The sequence below is a fragment of the Denitromonas ohlonensis genome (assembly GCF_007625205.1).
In the GTDB taxonomy this organism is placed as follows: Bacteria; Pseudomonadota; Gammaproteobacteria; order Burkholderiales; family Rhodocyclaceae; genus Nitrogeniibacter; species Nitrogeniibacter ohlonensis.
In genome coordinates this window covers 95,978-114,433 of the sequence record NZ_VMNI01000015.1, presented here as the reverse complement: position 1 = coordinate 114,433, position 18,456 = coordinate 95,978, and the positions used below count along the sequence as shown (strand labels likewise).

Below are 18,456 nucleotides of genomic sequence, written 5' to 3'. Positions count from 1 at the left end.
TTCATCCGCTGGCGGGCGCCCCGGGTCATTCCGGGGCGCCCGCTGCCATTTACGGCCCGGCTCAGGCTTCGCCGGCCGAACCATGACGCGCCGTTTTCATGAGTCAAACCACGACACTTCCGCTGTTCCCCCTTCAGGCCGTGCTGTTTCCCGGCGGGCACCTGCCACTGCGCATTTTTGAGCCGCGCTACATGGACATGCTTGCCGAGTGCCTGCGGGTGAAGTCGACATTTGGCATCTGCCTGATCGCCGCCGGCGGCGAAACCGGCGAGGCGGCCGTGCCGCACACGGTGGGTACCGAAGCCCGGGTGGTGGCCGCCGATGCCGATGCGGTGAATGAAGTGAACATCGTGGTCGCGGGCGAGCGCCGGTTCCGGATCACCGACCACAGCGTCGATCGCATGCAGTTGCTGACCGGCGAGGTGGAATGGCTGCCGCCCCTGCCGGTGACGCCGCTGCCGGCCGCGCAGGCCAACCTGATTCCGCTGCTTGAGCGCATCGTCAGGGATCTGGGCGAGCGCGTGCCGCAACCGCATCTGTTTGAAGACGCCGAGTGGGTCGGCGCGCGTTACGCCGAAGTCTTGCCGATCTCGCTGCTGGCGCGCCAGAAACTGCTCGAACTCGACGACGTGGTGAGCCGGCTGGAGATCATCCAGCAGTATCTCGGCCAGCGAAACCTGCTTTAGTGGTCTGCATTGCAATTGTTGTCACCCCTGTAGGGCGGGTTTCAACCCGCCTTGGTCGGCTGAAGCCGACCCTAAGCGGTATGGGGACTTCGCAAGCACTACGCTAGGGCCCCGCGTAGCGCGATAGCAAAGTACGCACCGGCGCCGGCAGTGCCGCGTCGGCCAGCTTCGACAGTGGAAGCCATTGCTGCGTATCGGCCAGGCGGGGCGTGGCATCGGTGGGCAGGAGGATGTGCTCCGGCGTGATGTCGAGCACAAAATGCGTGAAGGTGTGGCGCAAGATTTCCCCGGTCGCGATCGCGCTGGTGAGGGTGCTGAACTGGGCGCTCAGCCAGTCGGCGGTCGGCGCGTCGCCGATCTCGGGTAGCACCAGCAACCCCCCCCAGATGCCCTTGGGCGGGCGTCGTTCCAGCAGCACTTCATTGCCCCGTTGAATGATTGCCAGCCGGCTTTGCCGCAGCGGCGGGCGCTTGCGTGGGCGAGGCGTGGGGAGTGATTGCGTCTGATCGGTGAGGCGGGCGACGCAGTCTTCTGCCAGCGGACAGGCGCCGCAGTTGGGCGTGCCGCGGGTGCACACCGTGGCACCCAGATCCATCTGGGCCTGAATATAGTCGCCAATCTGTGTGTCGGGCAACAGCGCTTCAGCCAGCGTCCAGAGTTGTTTCTCAACCGCTGCGCTACCCGGAAAACCGTCCACGCCGAATGCCCGGCACAGCACGCGTTTGACGTTGCCGTCGAGAATCGCCGCCCGCTCGCCCTGCGAGAAGGCGGCTATCGCGGCGGCGGTTGAGCGGCCAATGCCGGGCAGCGTGGCGATCTGGTCCGCCGTGGCCGGAAACTGTCCGCCGTGAGCCGACATGAGCTGCCGCGCGCAGGCGTGCAGATTGCGCGCCCGGGCGTAGTAGCCCAGGCCGCTCCACTGCGCCATCACCGCCTCGACCGGCGCGGCCGCCAGCGCGGCCAGATCAGGGAAGGCGGCCAGAAAGCGCGCGTAGTAGGGAATCACCGTCTCCACCTGGGTCTGCTGCAGCATGATTTCTGACAGCCAGATGCGGTAGGCGTCGCGGGTATTCTGCCAGGGCAGATCATGGCGGCCACACTGGCGATGCCAGGCCAGCAGACGGGGGGCAAAGGTCGAGATTGGGTCGGTCATGTGGGGCGTCAAGGTCGACGGCGGCGAACAGGCGGGCGATAATCGCCTGCTTATACTAAAAAACAGCCGGCAATTGCCGGATTCCCCGACTTCTGGTGAGCTGAATGAGTCAATCCAACAACGCGCAGGACGACCGCGCCCTGCGTGATTCACTGGGCATGTTTGCGACCGGCATCACGGTGGTGACGGCGCGCGCCCCCGATGGTACGCCGATCGGCCTGACCGTCAATTCCTTCAATTCGGTGTCGCTCGACCCCGCGCTGATCGTCTGGTCGCTGGCCCGCCACCTGCCGAGTGTGGACGTCTTCATCGACTGCGAGTACTACGCCATCAACGTGCTCGCGCATGACCAACAAGATTTGTCGCAGCGCTTTGCCACCCGCGATATCGACAAGTTCGCCGGGCTCAATTGCCGCGATGGCCTGGGCGGTGCGCCGTTGCTCGACGGCTGCAGCGCCTGGTTCGAATGTCGCAATACCACGCGCCACGAAGGTGGCGATCATGTGCTCTTCCTGAGCGAAGTGGTGCGCCACGACCGCAACCCGCACGATCCGCTGGTCTATTTTGGTGGGAAGTACCGCCGACTGGCGCCCTGAGCGCCCACGATGGCGCGCGCCGGCGAGTCTGTCCGGTGCGGTTGTGTCTGGACAAAGCGGCAGGGTCGACCAAGATGGGATAAGGCATGAACGCCCCATCACAGGAGAGCCGCGCCATGACGCCCACCCCCTTGATCATGAAACCCGAAGACCGGCGCGCCGCGCTGAGTGTGGTTGGCACACAGGTCGTGGTCTTGTCGGACGGGCATGCCGACCTGAAAATCACGCTGCAAAACGGCGAAGAAGGTGCCGGGCCGCCGCCTCACCATCATGATTGGGATGAGGCCTTTTATGTGATGCGGGGGCAGGTGAACTTCGCTTTCGGTGACACCGCCACCCTGTGCCCGGCCGGCACGCTCGTGCATATCCCGGCCGGCGTCGTGCATGGTTTCAGCTACGGCGCTGGCGGGGGCGAGATGCTTGAGGTGACCGGGCCGCGCAGCCAGGCGGTGACCATGTTTGCTGCGCTCGACCGGCTCGCCTCGGCCGGCGAGTCCGCGCCTGAAAAGTTGATCGCGGTGACCGCCGCGCATGGCGTCACGATCTGCGGATGAGCTGTTCTGGCGCGCCCCCAGTCCCGCTGAGGGTTTGATAGCGGAGATGGCTCAGTCGCGCCGTCGCGCCTCGCCCGGCCCGTAACCCATGATGCGCTTGAAGGCGCGGGCAAAGGCGGCTTCGGAGCGGTAGCCACAGCGCTCGGCCACTTCCGGCACGCAAATGCGTTCTTCGTTCAGCAGATGCCGTGCATGCAGCATGCGCCATTCGGTCAGCAGATCGATCGGACCCCGCCCCAGCGCCTCGCGAAAACGCTGGGCAAAGCCCGAACGCGACAGATGCGCTTTTTCGGCCAGCTCCGCCACCGTCCACGGGTATTCCGGCTCGGCCAGCATGGCGTCCAGCGCCGGATGCAGGCGCGGATGGGTAAGTGCCGCGGAAAGCCCGGTGGCCGGCGTGGGGTGACGCGTCATGCCCTCGCGCAGCACAAACAGCAGCAGGGTTTCAGCCAGTCGTTTCAGCAGCGGATCGGTGTTGGGCGTGTCGCGGGCCGCCTCCTGAAACAGCAGTTGCGTCAGGCTGGCCAGCGGCTCTTCATCGGCCTGAATCACCAGCGCATCGGGTAGCGTGCCGCGCAGCAAGCGGCAGGTGGCTGGGTCCACATCCAGATAGCCGCAGATCAGTGCGGTTCCTTCAGACGGCGCGGCCAGCGACGTCACATTGCCGATCTCGGTGTGACCAAAGCGTGGCCGGATGTCGGCGCGATGCGCCAGCACGTGGGCGCTGTCCCACGGCAGAATCAGAATGTCGCCGGCGCCCAAGACGCGCGGCGCCTTGTCCGGCAGGTGCAGCCAGGTACGACCGTGACCCACAATATGAAAGGTCATCCGGCACTGGCCGGAGGTGTCCACATGCCACTGATTGCACACCTGACCGCGAAACGACACCTCGACCCGCGGCGCGAGGCGGCGGAGCAAAGCGTCGATCGGGGTGTCGCGGCGTTCGGGCTGAAGGCAATCCATGGCGGGTCTCCTGGGTGACAGGCAATGGACATTGCGTTGTCATCGCATAAGACCCGGCCACCGGCGAAGGGCTTACATCGCGGTCATCACTTTTCGCTTGCGGCGCATCCAGCCCGCCATGCCGAGGCCGCCCGCCAGCAGCGCCAGCGTGCCCGGCTCCGGTACTTCAGAGATGGTGATGCGCGCGACCTGATAGCCGTCAGCGGTGAAGTCGGCATTGGGGAAGGCCGTCAGAATCGGCCCGCCCGCATTGAAACCACTGTGCAGCGCCACCACGCCGCCTTGGGGCGTACCGGTGTCGGCGACCATCTGGCCGAGCACCGGGGTGTCGGCGGCCGCCTCGGTGTTGACCTCGGTGCCGGCGTCCCAGATTTGCGAGCCAAGAATCACGATGCTCTGGCCGGTCACAGTGCTGCCGTCGCGTACCTTGTAGGCGGTTGGATTGCCGTTGCCGAAGAAGGCATCGTTGCTCGGCAGAATCATCGAGGCAAAGCTCAGATACAGATCGGTCGCCCCCGTGCCCAGGTCCAGCACGATCTCGCCGCTGCCACCGGGCCCGAAAATCGGCGGCGAGCCCGGACCAATGCCGGGGCCAAACACCACGCCCTGCATGCCACTCGAGAACAGCGTGCTGAGCGGGCCGGGGTTGCCGTCCTCGGCCAGACGTTCCAGCTGGGCGCTGGCCGGCGCGCCGGCATCAAACAGATCGAAGCTGCCGTCGTGCACGCCAATCCACACCGGCGTGAACAGGGTGCCGGCAGTCGGTGCCAGGTTTTCGACCTTGATCTTGATGAGTGCGGCCTGGGCGGCCGGCGCGGCGAGAAAAGCCGCACTGCTGACAGCCAGCAGGGCAGTAAAGCGAAGCGGATGGCGCATGTCGGTGTCTCCTTTATGGATGAACGGGGCGGCAGACGAGTGCGTGCCGGTGGACACCCTGACTCTAGTTTTGCACCGCCGCCGACACCATGCGCCAGCGTCCAGGGTTTATGACGGAGGGTCCGGCCTAGACCTTGAAATCGGCCAAGCGAAAAGCGGTTTTTGTCGCAAGAACATCAGCAATCTCGCTCATCGTGTCCTTGCGCTCATCAAGTACTGTGTCGTGCAGGCTTTCCCGCTCTGCGTCGACCTTGATGCGGTACCCTTCGGCGTCTTTGACGATTGTTGCGTGGTGGTGCTCGAGGCCGGTGGAGGTATCGATCGACATGGATGCGGTCAATTGTGTTGACGCCGCATTCAACGACATCGCTTCTGCGAACTGAGCTTCGCGTATAGCCTTTTCAAGCCGTCTCGCGGAACGAACTGCAATAACTCCTACCAATATGGCGAGCAGGTTGAAGTTCAATTGGCTTGGGGGAGAAGCCCAGCCGAATCCGAACTTGACAGTGATCGGACCCATCAGGGATGCGTAGAACGATTCAGACGAGTACTCGACTGATTGCATGAGAAACGATGCAAAAACGAGCCAGAACGCCCATGGTTTTCCGTAAAACGCCATTGCACCACCGATTAAAGTAAGGCTGCCAAGGAGTACAACGATCCCCATGGTGTGCACTGGCATCGGTTCCGTGACCATCAGTAGCGGGTATAGAAATGGACCGGCAAAGAAGTGTAGGCCTTGCAGGATGGCGAGTGCTGCGATGAGGTTTTCAAGGCGCGTAGTTCGGACTGACATGTGGGGCCTACTGCATTGACCGTGAAGGCGCACGCTTTGGGCGAGCGATGTGATCGAAAGGGTATGACAGATGGACTGAAGAGTACTTCAATATGGAAAACGGCAAAAGCACGCAAAACGCCACCGTCCGGTGGATGTAGTGAGCAACATGAAGGAGATCAGGCGGCGTGGAGCGGGTGAAGGGAATCGAACCCTCGTATGCAGCTTGGGAAGCTGCCGTTCTACCATTGAACTACACCCGCACGCTTTGGATGGCCGCGAACGCGACAGCGCGGATTGTAGCCTTGCCGCTGGCGCTTTGGCAATTTGCCCGCGCCGGCCGGGGCCGGGGTGCATGCTACAATTTCGGCTTCTTTTTGCCTCGTCAAGTACCGTCATTGCCATGATTTCCGTGCATATCAATGGTCAGCTCGAAACGCTGAACGCGCCCCTGTCGGTGGCCGACTTGTTGCAGAGCAAAGGCCTGGCCGGCAAGCGGCTGGCGGTTGAGCGCAATGGTCAGATCGTGCCGCGTGGTGTGCACGCCGATACCGCGCTGGCCGACGGTGACACGCTGGAGATAGTCGTGGCCGTCGGCGGCGGCTGATTGACTGGCCTCTTTCCCCTGATTCTTATTCGGTAGCCTCTCCATGAACGACGCACTCGTCATCGCTGGCAAGACCTATGCCTCCCGCCTGCTGGTGGGCACCGGCAAGTACAAGGATTTCGACGAAACCCGCGCGGCGATGGACGCCAGCGGGTGCGAAATCGTGACCGTGGCGATCCGCCGCACGAATATCGGCCAGGACGCGAACGAGCCGAACCTGCTCGATGTGCTGCCGCCGGATCGCTTCACGATTTTGCCCAACACGGCGGGCTGCTACACCGCCGACGACGCCGTGCGCACGCTGCGTCTGGCGCGTGAACTGCTCGATGGGCATCCGTTGTGCAAGCTGGAGGTGCTGGGCGATCCCGACACGCTCTTCCCGAACATGCCCGAAACACTCAAGGCCGCCGAGACGCTGGTCAAGGATGGCTTTGACGTGATGGTGTACTGCTCGGACGACCCCATCCAGGCCAGGATGCTCGAAGACATCGGCTGCGCCGCGGTGATGCCGCTGGCGAGCCTGATTGGTTCGGGCATGGGCATTCTCAACCCGTGGAACCTGAAGCTGATCATCGAGCAGAGCAAGGTGCCGGTGATTGTCGACGCGGGCGTCGGCACGGCCTCGGATGCGGCGATTGCCATGGAGCTGGGCTGCGACGGCGTACTCATGAACACCGCCATCGCCAAGGCGCAGAACCCGATTCTGATGGCCAGCGCCATGAAGAAGGGTGTCGAGGCCGGCCGCGAAGCCTTCCTGGCCGGGCGCATGCCCCGCAAAACCTATGCAGCCACGCCCAGCTCGCCCACCGGCGGCCTGATCGGCGGCTGACTCCGCTCCCCGCTCGGCGCGCAGGCGTCGGGCCAGCAGACCTTCAAAAATGACTGACACCCACGACACACCGGACACGCCCGAGGCCGATGGCCGCATGTCGCACCGTGCGATCCGCAGCTTTGTGCTGCGCCAGGGCCGCATGTCGGACGCCCAGACGCGCTTCCTCGAGGCCAAAATGCCGGTGGTCGGCATCGCCTATCGCAACGCGCGTATCGATCTGTCCGAGGTGTTCGGGCGGCAGGCGACGCAGGTGGTGGAGATCGGCTTTGGCATGGGTGACGCCACCGCCAAGATCGCCCAGGCACTGCCCGACACCGACTTTGTCGGCATCGAGGTGCACGGCCCCGGCGTGGGCAATCTGTGCAAGCTGATCGACACCGACAACATCCCCAATCTGCGCATCATCCAGCATGATGCGGTGGAGGTGTTGCAGGCCATGATCGCGCCGGACAGCCTCGATGGCGTGCATGTGTTCTTCCCCGATCCGTGGCCGAAAAAGCGGCATCACAAGCGCCGCCTGATTCAGCCCGAGTTCGTCGCGCTGCTGGCCAGCCGGCTCAAGCCCGGCGGTTACATTCACTGCGCCACCGACTGGGAAGAGTATGCTGTTCAGATGCTCGAGGTGCTGTCGGCGGAGCCCTCGCTGGCCAACACCGCCGACGACTACGCACCGCGGCCCGACTACCGGCCACTGACCAAATTCGAACAACGCGGCCTGCGGCTGGGCCATGGCGTATGGGATCTCGTCTTCCGACGTCAATAACTCTGACCGACCCCAAGGATAGGCACGTATGTGGCGTTTTCTGACTGCACCGTTTCGTGGCGTCTGGCGACTGATTGACGGCCTGCGCCGGGTTTTGGCCAATGTGCTCTTGCTCCTGCTGGTCACCGCCATCGCGCTGGCCTGGTGGTTGAGCCGCGGGCCCGACATCGCCGATGGCAGCGTGCTCTTTCTCGCGCCCGAAGGCCGGCTGGTCGAGGCCGCCACGCCGCCGGCACCGGCCGACCTGCTGCAAGGCGGGCGCGGCGTGGGTGAAGTGGTGCTCGACGATGTGCTGGTCGCCATCCGTCGCGCCGCGACCGATTCGCGCATCCGAGGGCTGGTGATCGAAACCGACCGCCTCGGTCCGGCGCCGATCACCAAACTGGCTGCCATCCGCGACGAGATCGTCACCTTCAAGGCCAGCGGCAAGCCGGTCGTTGCCCGCGCCCGCCGCTACAACCAGGCGCAGTACTACCTGGCGACGGCCGCCGACCGCATCGTGCTCGCCCCTGACGGCTATGTGCTGATGCAGGGTCTGGCGCGCTATGGCACCTACTACAAGCGCGCGCTCGATCAGCTCGGCGTGAAGGTGCAGGTGTTTCGCGCCGGCAAATACAAGTCCTTTGTTGAGCCCTACACGCGCAGTGACATGTCGCCCGAAGATCGGGCCGTGACCCGCGAGTTGCTCGATACGGTGTGGAGCCAGTTGCGCAGCGATGTGTCCGCCGCGCGCAAGATCGCGCTGGCGGTGGTGGACGATTACGTGATCGACTATCGCCGCTTGATGGCCGCGGCCGGTGGCGACACTGCGCAGATGGCGAAGGCGCAGGGCCTGGTCGACGACCTGATGGACGATAACGCCTGGGCGCACTTCCAGCACACCGAACTCGGGCTCGATCCGGCGCAGATTGCGGCCGCGCGTGTTGATGTCGACGGCTATCTCGCCGCGACCCAGGGCTGGACGCCCGATGAGGGCGAGGCGATTGCCGTGCTGACGGCGCAAGGCGCGATCGTGGACGGCGACGGCCCGCCGGGCACGGTCGGCGGCGACCCCACCGTGGCCATGCTCCATGCTCTGCGTGACGACCCGCGCGTGCGCGCCGTGGTGGTGCGCATCGACAGCCCGGGCGGCAGCGCCTTTGCCTCCGAACAGATTCGGCTTGCCATGCAGTCGCTGCGCGACGCGGGCAAACCGGTGGTGGCCTCGATGAGTTCGGTCGCCGCGTCAGGCGGCTACTGGATCGCCACCGGCGCCGATGAAATCTGGGCCGCGCCGATGACGCTCACTGGCTCGATCGGCGTCTTCGGCCTGTTCCCCGATGTGTCCGCGCCGCTGCAGCGTCTGGGTCTGGACGTGGATGGCGTCGCCACCGCACCGCTGGCCAGCGCGCTCGATCCGCGCCGCCCGCTATCGGACGACGCGAGTGCCGCGCTGCAGATGGGGGTTGATCACACCTATGATCGTTTTTTGCAACGCGTGGCCGACGCGCGCAACATCAGCGTTGATGCCGCCGATGCGGTGGCGCAGGGCCGGGTGTGGATGGGGCGCGAGGCCAAGGCGCGCGGGCTGGTCGATCAGCTCGGTGGCCTGGATCAGGCCGTGGCCGCCGCGGCGCGTCTCGCCGGGCTGAGCAGCTACCACCGGGTCGAGGCCAGCATGCCGCTGCCGCTGCGTCTTCAGTTGCTTCAGCAGCTGGTGCCCGAGCTGTCACCGGCCTCGGGTGCGGTGGGCGGGCAGTGGCTCGCGCAGCTTCGTCGTGATGCGCTCGAGATGCTGAGCTGGAACGACCCCGATCATCTTTACGCGCATTGCCAATGCGCGCCGCTCGCGCCGTGAAGCGTTTTGTTGCAGTTTGCCGGCCGTTCAGGGGGTACCCTGATCGGCCATATGACGAAAAAGAGGCTGGGGTAATGGCGGCGAAGTGGCTGGCGATTCTGAGTGTGTCTGTGTGGCTGGCGGCGTGTAGTTCTGCGCCACCCGCGTCGGTGGTGGAAGCACCGCCGCCCGATCCGGTCACTGGTGAGCCGGGGCAGATGGAGTTTGCCCTGAGCAGTGGTCGCTATCGTTGCGATGCCGGGCAGAGCGTGGATGTCTTCCGCAGCGCCGAAGACCGCAACCGCATCAATGTCGGCTGGCATGGCGAGTTGGTCGCGCTTGCGCGCAATCCCTCGGCCTCGGGCCTGCCGCGCTATGAGAGCGCGAGCAGTGATCTGGTATGGATCGATCTGCCGTGGAAGAGCGTGCTGCTCGACGACCGCAAGGGCAAGCCGCTGGCGAGTGACTGCAAGCCGGTCTGACGCGCGTCGGCGGGCGTACGATTTGTTGTCGCCGGCCGATCTCCGGGTATGCGTGAAAATGCCTTAGGTATAAATCAAATGCCGCTTGGCATTTTATCGGTTAGAACATGGGCATGCTTGTTGATGGCCGCTTAATGACGATATCATTCGCGCTCATTCTATTCGAGCCGCCGACGTCGTCCCATGGATCTACGCCTTCCCCGTTCCGCCGGCTGGACACAGCACCGGCGGCTGATGCGCCTGACGACGCCCGCGGGCGACGATGTGCTGCTCGCCGAGACGGCGACCATCCACGAAGCCATCGGCCCGCTGAGCGAGCACAGCGGCCTGCGTATCGCGCTCACAGCGGTCAGCGAAGATGCTCACCTGGCACTCGACGCCTTGCTCGGCCAGGCGGTCCGGCTCGATCTGCAAACCGCGCTGTCCCGCGTCGAAGCCCGCCCCTTTCATGGCCACATCACCGCCCTCTCCAAGCTCGGCGCCAATGGGGGCTTCAGCCGCTATCGGCTCATCATTGAGCCCTGGCTGGCCTTTCTTGCCCATCGCCAGGACAGCTATATCTTCCAGCAGCGCAGCGTCATCGAGATTATCGATGCCGTGTTTGCCCGCTGGGTGGGGCAGGGTGACCTGAACCCGGCGTGGCGCTGGGATCTGGCCGACCCCGCGCGCTACCCCAGGCGCGGCACCACCACGCAGTACCAGGAAAGCGATCTGGCCTTTATGCGTCGTTTGCTGGCAGAAGAGGGCTTGTTCTGCTGGTTCGAGCACGCCGCCACCGACACCCCCGCCTTTGGCCAGCACACCCTTGTCATCAGCGACCACAACGCGGCCTTCACCGACAACCCACAGCCGGTGTTTCGCTTTACCCAGCCCGGCGCCACGATGCGCGACGACAGTGTCGACCGCTGGCACGGCATGCGCCGGCTGGATACCGCCGTGCTCGCCGGCGGCAGCTGGGACTATCGCAGCCTTGACACCCGCGATCAGCAAGACGAGAGCCGCATCGACAACGGCCACAGCCCCAGGCTGACGGCCACCGACGACCCGGGCCAATACGCCTGGCAAGACAGCGCCCACGGCGAACGCATGCTGCGCGGCCAGCGCGAAGCGCTCGACGCCCGCGCCAAACAGTTCCTCGGTCAGGGCACCGTGCGCACCGCCGCGCCGGCCAGCGGCTTCACTCTCGTCGAGCATGCCGAACACGATCTCGACCCGCCCGAGTCGCGCCACTTCGTCATCACCGAGATCACGCACCACGCCCGCAACAATCTGGACGAGCACATCCCGGGCGGCGCCGGTGCGACCACCGATTCGGTCTTTTCAGGTACCGACGGCGGGTTGAAGCCCGCCCTACAAAAGGCTGCCGCCGGGACGGATGTTGCCACGCAAGGGCACAAATCCGTCGGGCCGAATGCATCCGGCCACACCGCCTCCGAACACAGCACACCCCCCGTCGAGCTCTATCGCAACCACTTCCGCGCCATCCGCAGCCACATTCCCTGGCGCCCCTTGATGGCCGACGGCCACGGCCGCCACATTCACCCGCGGCCCACCGTGCACGGCACACTCACCGCCGTCGTCGTCGGCCCCGGCACCCCCACGCACACCGACCGCGACGGGCGCATTCGTGTTCAGTTCCCGTGGCAGCGCGGCACTCAGAGCGCGAATCACTTCGACCGCGCCGAGCACGACAACGCCCCCGCCAGCGACGCCCTCGGTGCCTGGGTGCGCGTCATGAGTCCGGCGGCTGGCGCCAACTGGGGCGGCCACTGGACGCCGCGACCCGGCCAGGAAGTGCTCGTCGCCTTCGACCACGCCAACATCGATCGCCCGGTGATCATCGGCGCGCTCTATAACGGCCAAGGCAACGACGACCGCCCCGGCAACCGGCTCGGCGCCGCCACCATGGCCGCCAGCGCCAACGCCCCCGCCTTCTTCGCCGGGCGAGCCGCCGAACCCCATCGCCACAACGCCGCCCTCTCCGGCCTCAAAACCCAACAACTGAGCACCAGCCGCCACGGCCAGGGCGGCGCCAACCACCTCATCTTCGACGACACCCCCGGCGAGCCGCGCATCTGCCTGGGCACCACCGAATACACCAGCGCCCTGCAACTGGGCCACCTCAAACAACAACACGACAACGCCCGGCTCAAAGACCGCGGCCACGGCGCCGAGCTGGCCACCCACGCCGCCGTGGCCGTGCGCGCCGGCAGCGGCCTGCTCATCAGCGCCGACGCGCGGCCAGGGGCCAGCGGCACGCATCTGGACAGCCGTGAGGCCATGTCGCAGCACGAGGACGGCAAATCGCTCACCGTCGCGCTCGCCGACACCGCCGCCAAACAAAACGCCGCGCTCGCGGGCGAGCCCGCCGCCGACAAGCTCCCCGCCAGCGAGGGGCTGGCTCATGCCCTCGACACCCTCGGCGCCACGGCCACCATCGGCGCCAGCGCCAATGGCGGGTTGAAACCCGCCCTACAGACAAGCGCCACGGCGCCAGGGGCATCGGCCCACACCGCCGCGAAAGCCCACCCTTCCGTCGGGCCGGATTCATCCGGCCAATCAAGGGCCGGCCATGCCAGCTTCAAACCCATCGCCGGCGGCGAAGGCAGTGTCCCCGCCTGGTCCGCTCCCCGCCTGCAATACAGCGCCCCGGCCGGCATCGCGCAACTCACCCCTGCCTGCGCCATCCTCGTTGCCGGCAAAACCCTCAGTCTCGCGGGTCAGGACATCAACCTCGTCGCCCAGGGCAATCACAGCCTCGCCGTCAAGGACGGCCTCGCGCTGTTCACCGTCGGCAAAGCCAGCGGCAGCAAGCCCAACACCGAGACCGGCATCGCCCTGCACGCGGCCAGCGGCAAAGTCAGCGTGCAAGCGCAAAGCGGCCAGCTACGCGCCGCGGCCGACAAGACCGTCACCCTCGCCAGCACCACCGCCAACCTCAAGGCCAGCGCCAAAACCCACCTCCTCGCCACCGCCGGCGGCGCGTATCTCAAGCTCGAAGGCGGCAACATCAGCCTGCACGCCCCGGGGCCGGTCAAGCTCAAGGCGAGCATGAAGAATCTGACCGGGCCGAAATCGAGCAGCGTGGGCGGAAGCTTGCCGAAGGCGGGGGATTTGCGGGTATGTGCGGCGGCCGCTGCGCAGGCGGGCGCGTCGGGCGCTACGGCCATATAACGACATGAACCACATCACCGATATCACCCCCGAATCATTGTCGGCAAAGCTGACGAGTCAACTGGATCCCGTCGTACCCACCTTCGTGCTTGTCGATCCGATGTTGGGCGAGCCCTTGCCTGAGCTTGTCGAGGCGGTGAATGAATGCGCCGATCTCGACGAACTCAATGACATGCGCTCGAAGGTATGGCAGGGGGCGGTGTTCGCTCTGGTGCTCGACGAGACGATCGAACTCGAAGCGCATCGACATCCGTATCTTGTGAGTGTCGATCCAATGACACAGGCGCTGCCAAACTCTGCGCGAATCGCATTCGAAGAGCGCGCGCGGGCATTGGCGCAGGGGACGGCGCCATACCGGATTGGTGGCTGGTTGCAAAGCGCCCGGGATCCGCAGGTGTTGTGTGGAGAAATTGCCCGCTTGTGCCGTCTGCGCACCCAGGGCGGTGTTGCCCGATCGGCGCGTTACCTTCGCATGGGCGATCGTCGTGTCCTGGCACTGCTCAGACATGTATTGGGCGAGCAGTCGATCGGATCGCGGTTGCCCTCGCTGAGCCAGTGGCTCTGGCTTGACGATGCCGGGAGGCTTGAACGGCTTTCACGGATCGAGCCCACGACCGACAAGGCGCTCGTCATAGCGTCGGTGGCATGGTCGCGCCTGGCGCTCGGCACGGATATTCACCCGGTTCGTGCGCGCTGGCTCGGCATGGCGCCAGATGCGCACACCGATTTCGATCGTGTTGAACGCGCGTTGGCTCATGCCGGGGCGATGCGCACAAAGTGGCCCGCCAGATTTCAGGACAGCGCCGACCGTCAGGCGTGGGCGCTGCTGTACCTGCTGTTCGGCGACCTGTCGGGACAGCCGGGCATCGATGCGCTGCTCCGGCAAGGCGACCCGGCGCATCCGGAAGCGCCGGGCGAGCCGGCCGAAGCCTTTCACCTGCTGTTTGACGCCGCATTCGACGTGGCCGTGCGCATGCGTCTGGACGCATCGCGTTCGCCCACGCTGGAAGAGAACTCATGAGCAAGAATCCGAAGTGCGAGGTCTGCGCCAAGAGCGGACTGTCGATTGCCCTGTTCCGGCCATCGCCGGTCGCCCGGGAAGAGGCGGTTGCCCCCGTGGTGGCAGACCGGCTGCGCGACGCCAGCGCCTTGGTTGCCGGCCTGCACCCCGGCATCTCACCCGCCACCGCCCGCCCCGTGCTGCGCCTGCTGCGCAAGGGCTACCTGCACGTCTACTTCGAGAAACCACCCTCGGCCGGTAAACACTGGCAGATCTACCGTGTCACCGATCAGGCCGAACTGATCCCGCTGGAAATGGCCGACATGATCAACACCGCCGGGGAGGTGGTTTGCCGTCGTGAGGGGCACAACCAGGCGACGCTGCGCAGCCTGCACATTCCCCAGGCCCACAAGGCGGGCAAGGTGTGGGTCGCCTTCAGCGCCAACTTGTGGTCGGACGCGATCAAGCAGCAAAACAAGGCCGACCCGGCGGTGATGCAATGCATCGACGTGCCGGCCATTCTCGGTGGCGCCCGCCCCGCCAACAGCTTCGAAGCCGATGCGCAGTCACTCAATGCCTACGTGGCCGAGTGTGCCACGCCGAAGTTCAAGACGGCCAGGGGCGGCGCGCTGAGCCGCTTCCCGTTCGTCGCGCTGACCGACGTGGCCGGTAACGGACCGTCGGCGCAGGTCTCCGATTGGGCGAGCGCACTGAACAACATCGCCGCCGCCCACCCCAAGACGGCCGGCAAGCAATTTGGCCTGGTGCTGTCCGACCCGGTCGGCTTCGCCATCGAGCTGAACGACCTTCGCCTGCGCCGCTACTCGCTCGCACTGACCGAACTGGAAAAGCCCGACAACGTCCATGCGCTCAACAGTTCCAACGCCCTCATGGGGCTCAAGTCGGTGATGCTCGATGGCAATCTGGCGCGCGGTTGGGATACCGTCGCGCAGGTCATGAGCGGGGGGCAGTTCAAGGACATCATGCGCGTGCGGCCCAACCCGCGCGGCTGGCCCGAGGGCACGCGCTGGGAGCCCCTGCCCGACACTCGCGAGAACCGCCTCAAATACGGCCACGGCCAAGGCCGGGTGGTATTCCCCGACCACGAAGAACGCGCCGAGGCCTGGGCCCGTCGTCAAACCGAAGCGACATGGTCGCGCATGGCCAAGTACTACGATGAGGAAAAACGCGCCGCGTGGATCGACACATTCGACAATCGGCTCGAAACAACCCACTTCAAGCCACTCGAAGCCTTCGAACTCGATTGGCTGGGCGCCCGCCAGAGCCCGGCCTTCAAGCGCGTCTTCGAGCGCCACTACGACCCGTCCGACCCCAACAACCCGCGCATGGTCCACCGCCCCGGCCTCATCTACGCCGCCGAGGTCGACGCCGCGCTCACCCCGCAGCCCTACACGCGCGGCAAGGCACTGACGCAGTGGGTGGCGGAACTGCAAAAGGACGCGCCCAACCCCGACGCCTTGCTGCTACGCGCCCTGGTGGCCAATCAGGACGAGATCATCGCCGCCAGCGATCAGGTCTATGGGCTCAAGGACGCCTCTGCCGTCGGAGAACACCTGCACGACAAACGCAACGACAAGCTCCTCGACCTGGGCAAGGGCGTGGTCCAGCAAGCGGCCGAGGGCAAGATGGGCGCCACCGCCGCCGCGCTCACCAAGCGTTTCGGTTGGCTCGGCGACGCATTGGGCGGCTACGCCACCAGCATCGCCATGAGCGCTACCGGCGCCGCAGCCGCGCTCACCGACCCCAAGACCGCCGCGGCCATCGCCGCCGGGGCCAGTGGGCTGGCGCATCTGCCCGTCGAGTCGGCCGCCGGGCGAACACTGCTCAGAAAAGTGCAATCCATCCACATGGTGCGCCAGACGCTCGACATGGCGCTCAAAGGCGTGGTGCAAGGCGGCGGGTTGCGAACACCGGTGCTCATCCACCGCAGCATGCCCATCGACGAGGCCATGGATCTGCTGCGCGGGCGCTCGGACCAGGACATGGGCGTTTCGCGCAACCAGCTCAAGCGACTCAAACGCGGCGGCCAGAAGAACATCACCATGAGCGTGCTGACCGACAACAAGACCCTGGCCGAGATGGGTGGTGACACAAAGGCCTTGATCGAACACGGCAATGGCGAGATCAAGCTCGGCGGCGCCTCGCGGGCGCAACAGGCGGGCGCGGTGGCCGCCACGGTGGTGCTCTCGGAAGAATCGTTCATCAAGCTCTACCAGGCGCAGTCGCAAGGTTTGGCGCAAGCGGCGGCCGGCATCGGCGAAGCCTTCAGCGGCGCCAAGGCCGCCATGCGCAGCCTGGACGGGCGTTTGGCGCTGGGGGTGATCATCATCAACGGTGCGGGCGTGTTGGACAACCTCAACAGACTTGAAAAGGCGGAGGACGCCATCGCCGTGCGCAACGCCTGGTACGGCATGGCCGACGCCAGTGCCGGCGTCACCGGCGGGCTGCTGGAGCTGTCGGGGGTGGTGGCCAAGGCGGCGATGCAGGCGCGCAGCCGGGCGCCGGTGGTGGTGGCGGAGAGTGCGGCCTTGAGCTACCTGGCGGCGAGTGCGTACTTCATGGGGGCGATTGCGGGGGTGGTGAATGGGGTGTCGGCTTGGGCCAAGGCGGGGGATGCGGAAAGGAGAGGGGATGATGCTGTGGCGAGGCTATATGCAATGTCGGCGCTATCGTTCAGCGGAATGTCTGTCGCATATGGCACATTGGCGCTAGGTGTTGTCGCAGATCGGATGGTCGCCAAGGGTTTGGGCGGTGCCGCGATGCGCACGATTTCGCTGCGTTTCGGCGCCAGAGGCACTTTCGCGCTGTTGGGTGTCTCGCTCAGCGGCTGGGGTCTGATCCTGCTTGGTGCCGGGCTGATCTTCGAGGTGGGGGCCATTCTCATGACGCCCACGCCCTTGCAGAACTGGATTCGCCGGACCTATTTCGGCACGGGTGGCGGCGATGGCAAGCCCTTTGCCAAGGGCGACTGGCCGGCAGAGTATGCGGCCTTGATGGAGACGCTGACCATTGCGACCGAGTCGGACACCACGGCCCAAGTCGGTAGCGCCGCGACGCCAAGCTTGAGCCCTGAACTGGACCATTCCATTAACATTGCGCCATGACGACATCGAGACTCTATCGGCACGGGGAGCACCCTGAGCAGCAGCTAAGTGCGGATTTTCCCGAAACCCCGCCCCAGGCAACGGATGGCGCGACTTTCGATGGCGTGGTCAAACGCTTCGACAAAAGAACTCGCGCCCATGAGAATGGGATGTCCATGGGGTGGGTGAAGCGGACGTTTACGGATGCGATTGAGTGCACCCGAACGGGGGATGGAGCGCGGGGTCTTGGGTTCTTTTTTGCGTGTGCGTTTTTCTTTGGATTTGGCTCGGCGCTACTTTTCGGCGTTATCCTCAATGGCCTTTTTGACGTCGACGGCTTGTTTGATGTGGTGATCCTGATCGCATTTTTGGCACTGTTCGTCGGCGGTGCTTTTCTTCTCCCTCTCTGGGGCATCCGCCTAGAACTCTTCGCCCCCGAAGACCTCCCCGTCATTTTCGACCGCAAGCACCGCAAGGTGTACCAGATCACGCGCTACACCCAGCCGGGCCTCAAGGGCCTGTTCAAGCCCTGGCCGACGGTGGCGCTCGAATACGACTGGGATCTGGTCGATGCACAACTGAACGTTCAAACCGCTGTCGGCCCCAACATCGCCAAGCGCCAGCACTCGCTGTGGTTCGTCGTGCGCCGCAGCGCGGATGACGACACTCCCATCGATGCCTTTACGCTGGGCAATTCTCTTGTATTCAACGAAGGACTGGCATCGGCCTTCTATGAGCACATCCGGCGCTTCATGGAAGAAGGTGGGCGGCATGTGGTGCGGGGCGAGCCGCTGGCCGTCGTTGGACGCCCTGAAACCATGTGGGAGGGCGTCAAGCAGGCGGCGCACTACAAAGGCGGCGGATTCCGGCAGTGGTTCCGCGATGGCTCGCTCATCCCGTGGATGGTCATCCTGCTGTTCCCTGTCTTTGGCCCGATGATCTTCCTGTCAGGCATCGGTAACTACCTCGCGTACAAGACCTCGACTCCCGTGCGCTGGCCTCGGGAAGTGCTCGATGCGGTGGGCGAGCCGTTGGCGGGGCAAGCGTAGGGCCGGCTTGGCGCACGCAACCGTGC

At 65.3% G+C, this 18,456-nt stretch carries 16 protein-coding genes and 1 tRNA gene; 12 read left to right on the top strand and 5 right to left on the bottom strand.

The genetic code is table 11. From position 1 onward, the window contains the following. Nucleotides 1–98 precede the first annotated feature (98 nt). On the top strand, nucleotides 99–686 hold the full coding sequence (locus FHP89_RS15365; protein ID WP_144174438.1) for an LON peptidase substrate-binding domain-containing protein: 588 nt from the start codon (nucleotides 99–101) through the stop codon (nucleotides 684–686). A 103-nt stretch (nucleotides 687–789) separates the two neighbouring features. Here the strand turns inward: FHP89_RS15365 and mutY are convergent, their stop codons facing one another. Continuing rightward, nucleotides 790–1,839 carry an A/G-specific adenine glycosylase gene (gene mutY / locus FHP89_RS15360; protein ID WP_186300208.1) on the bottom strand — a complete coding sequence of 350 codons (1,050 nt, stop codon included), beginning with the start codon at nucleotides 1,837–1,839 and terminating at the stop codon, nucleotides 790–792. Between the two features lie 104 nt (nucleotides 1,840–1,943). Here mutY and FHP89_RS15355 point away from each other — a divergent pair, with 104 nt between their 5' ends. After that, nucleotides 1,944–2,435, top strand: coding sequence for a flavin reductase family protein (locus FHP89_RS15355; RefSeq protein WP_144174436.1), 492 nt, complete (start codon nucleotides 1,944–1,946; stop codon nucleotides 2,433–2,435). Between the two features lie 116 nt (nucleotides 2,436–2,551). Further along, entirely contained in the window at nucleotides 2,552–2,989 is a 438-nt protein-coding gene (locus FHP89_RS15350; protein WP_222105409.1) for a cupin domain-containing protein, read from the top strand. Between the two features lie 51 nt (nucleotides 2,990–3,040). On the opposite strand, the gene FHP89_RS15345 is transcribed toward FHP89_RS15350, so the two are convergent. The 4 genes from FHP89_RS15345 to FHP89_RS15330 all read right to left on the bottom strand — a co-directional run bounded on the left by FHP89_RS15345 (nucleotide 3,041) and on the right by FHP89_RS15330 (nucleotide 5,866). Beyond that, nucleotides 3,041–3,952 (bottom strand): cupin domain-containing protein, encoded by a 912-nt coding sequence (locus FHP89_RS15345; RefSeq protein WP_144174434.1) that lies wholly within the window; start codon nucleotides 3,950–3,952, stop codon nucleotides 3,041–3,043. Between the two features lie 72 nt (nucleotides 3,953–4,024). Beyond that, on the bottom strand, nucleotides 4,025–4,828 hold the full coding sequence (locus tag FHP89_RS15340) for a spondin domain-containing protein (protein ID WP_144174432.1): 804 nt from the start codon (nucleotides 4,826–4,828) through the stop codon (nucleotides 4,025–4,027). Nucleotides 4,829–4,955: 127 nt separating this feature from the next. Further along, complete coding sequence (locus tag FHP89_RS15335; RefSeq protein WP_144174430.1) at nucleotides 4,956–5,624, bottom strand: hypothetical protein; 669 nt, start codon at nucleotides 5,622–5,624, stop codon at nucleotides 4,956–4,958. 168 nt (nucleotides 5,625–5,792) lie between these two features. Continuing rightward, nucleotides 5,793–5,866, bottom strand: a tRNA-Gly gene (locus FHP89_RS15330). A 140-nt stretch (nucleotides 5,867–6,006) separates the two neighbouring features. On the opposite strand from FHP89_RS15330, the gene thiS reads away from it, so the two are divergent. The 9 genes from thiS to FHP89_RS15285 all read left to right on the top strand — a co-directional run bounded on the left by thiS (nucleotide 6,007) and on the right by FHP89_RS15285 (nucleotide 18,430). Then, entirely contained in the window at nucleotides 6,007–6,210 is a 204-nt protein-coding gene (gene thiS, locus FHP89_RS15325) for a sulfur carrier protein ThiS (protein ID WP_144174428.1), read from the top strand. A gap of 43 nt (nucleotides 6,211–6,253) precedes the next feature. Then, a complete protein-coding gene (locus FHP89_RS15320) occupies nucleotides 6,254–7,039 on the top strand; it encodes a thiazole synthase (protein WP_144174426.1) in 786 nt (261 codons plus the stop codon). 49 nt (nucleotides 7,040–7,088) lie between these two features. Continuing rightward, nucleotides 7,089–7,805, top strand: a complete 717-nt coding sequence (gene trmB / locus FHP89_RS15315; RefSeq protein WP_144174423.1) for a tRNA (guanosine(46)-N7)-methyltransferase TrmB — start codon at nucleotides 7,089–7,091, stop codon at nucleotides 7,803–7,805. Between the two features lie 28 nt (nucleotides 7,806–7,833). Beyond that, on the top strand, nucleotides 7,834–9,642 hold the full coding sequence (gene sppA / locus FHP89_RS15310) for a signal peptide peptidase SppA (protein WP_144174421.1): 1,809 nt from the start codon (nucleotides 7,834–7,836) through the stop codon (nucleotides 9,640–9,642). A gap of 74 nt (nucleotides 9,643–9,716) precedes the next feature. After that, nucleotides 9,717–10,103 carry an MliC family protein gene (locus FHP89_RS15305; protein ID WP_144174419.1) on the top strand — a complete coding sequence of 129 codons (387 nt, stop codon included), beginning with the start codon at nucleotides 9,717–9,719 and terminating at the stop codon, nucleotides 10,101–10,103. 183 nt (nucleotides 10,104–10,286) lie between these two features. Further along, nucleotides 10,287–13,277: a type VI secretion system Vgr family protein gene (locus tag FHP89_RS21305; RefSeq protein WP_313792166.1), complete on the top strand. Its 2,991-nt coding sequence runs from the start codon at nucleotides 10,287–10,289 to the stop codon at nucleotides 13,275–13,277. Nucleotides 13,278–13,281: 4 nt separating this feature from the next. Then, entirely contained in the window at nucleotides 13,282–14,298 is a 1,017-nt protein-coding gene (locus FHP89_RS15295; RefSeq protein WP_144174417.1) for a hypothetical protein, read from the top strand. Further along, nucleotides 14,295–17,402, top strand: a complete 3,108-nt coding sequence (locus FHP89_RS15290) for a T6SS effector BTH_I2691 family protein (protein WP_144174415.1) — start codon at nucleotides 14,295–14,297, stop codon at nucleotides 17,400–17,402. The genes FHP89_RS15295 and FHP89_RS15290 overlap by 4 nt, the downstream gene beginning before the upstream one ends. After that, nucleotides 17,399–18,430, top strand: a complete 1,032-nt coding sequence (locus FHP89_RS15285) for a DUF6708 domain-containing protein (RefSeq protein WP_144174413.1) — start codon at nucleotides 17,399–17,401, stop codon at nucleotides 18,428–18,430. Before FHP89_RS15290 ends, FHP89_RS15285 begins: the two co-directional genes overlap by 4 nt. Nucleotides 18,431–18,456 lie beyond the last annotated feature (26 nt).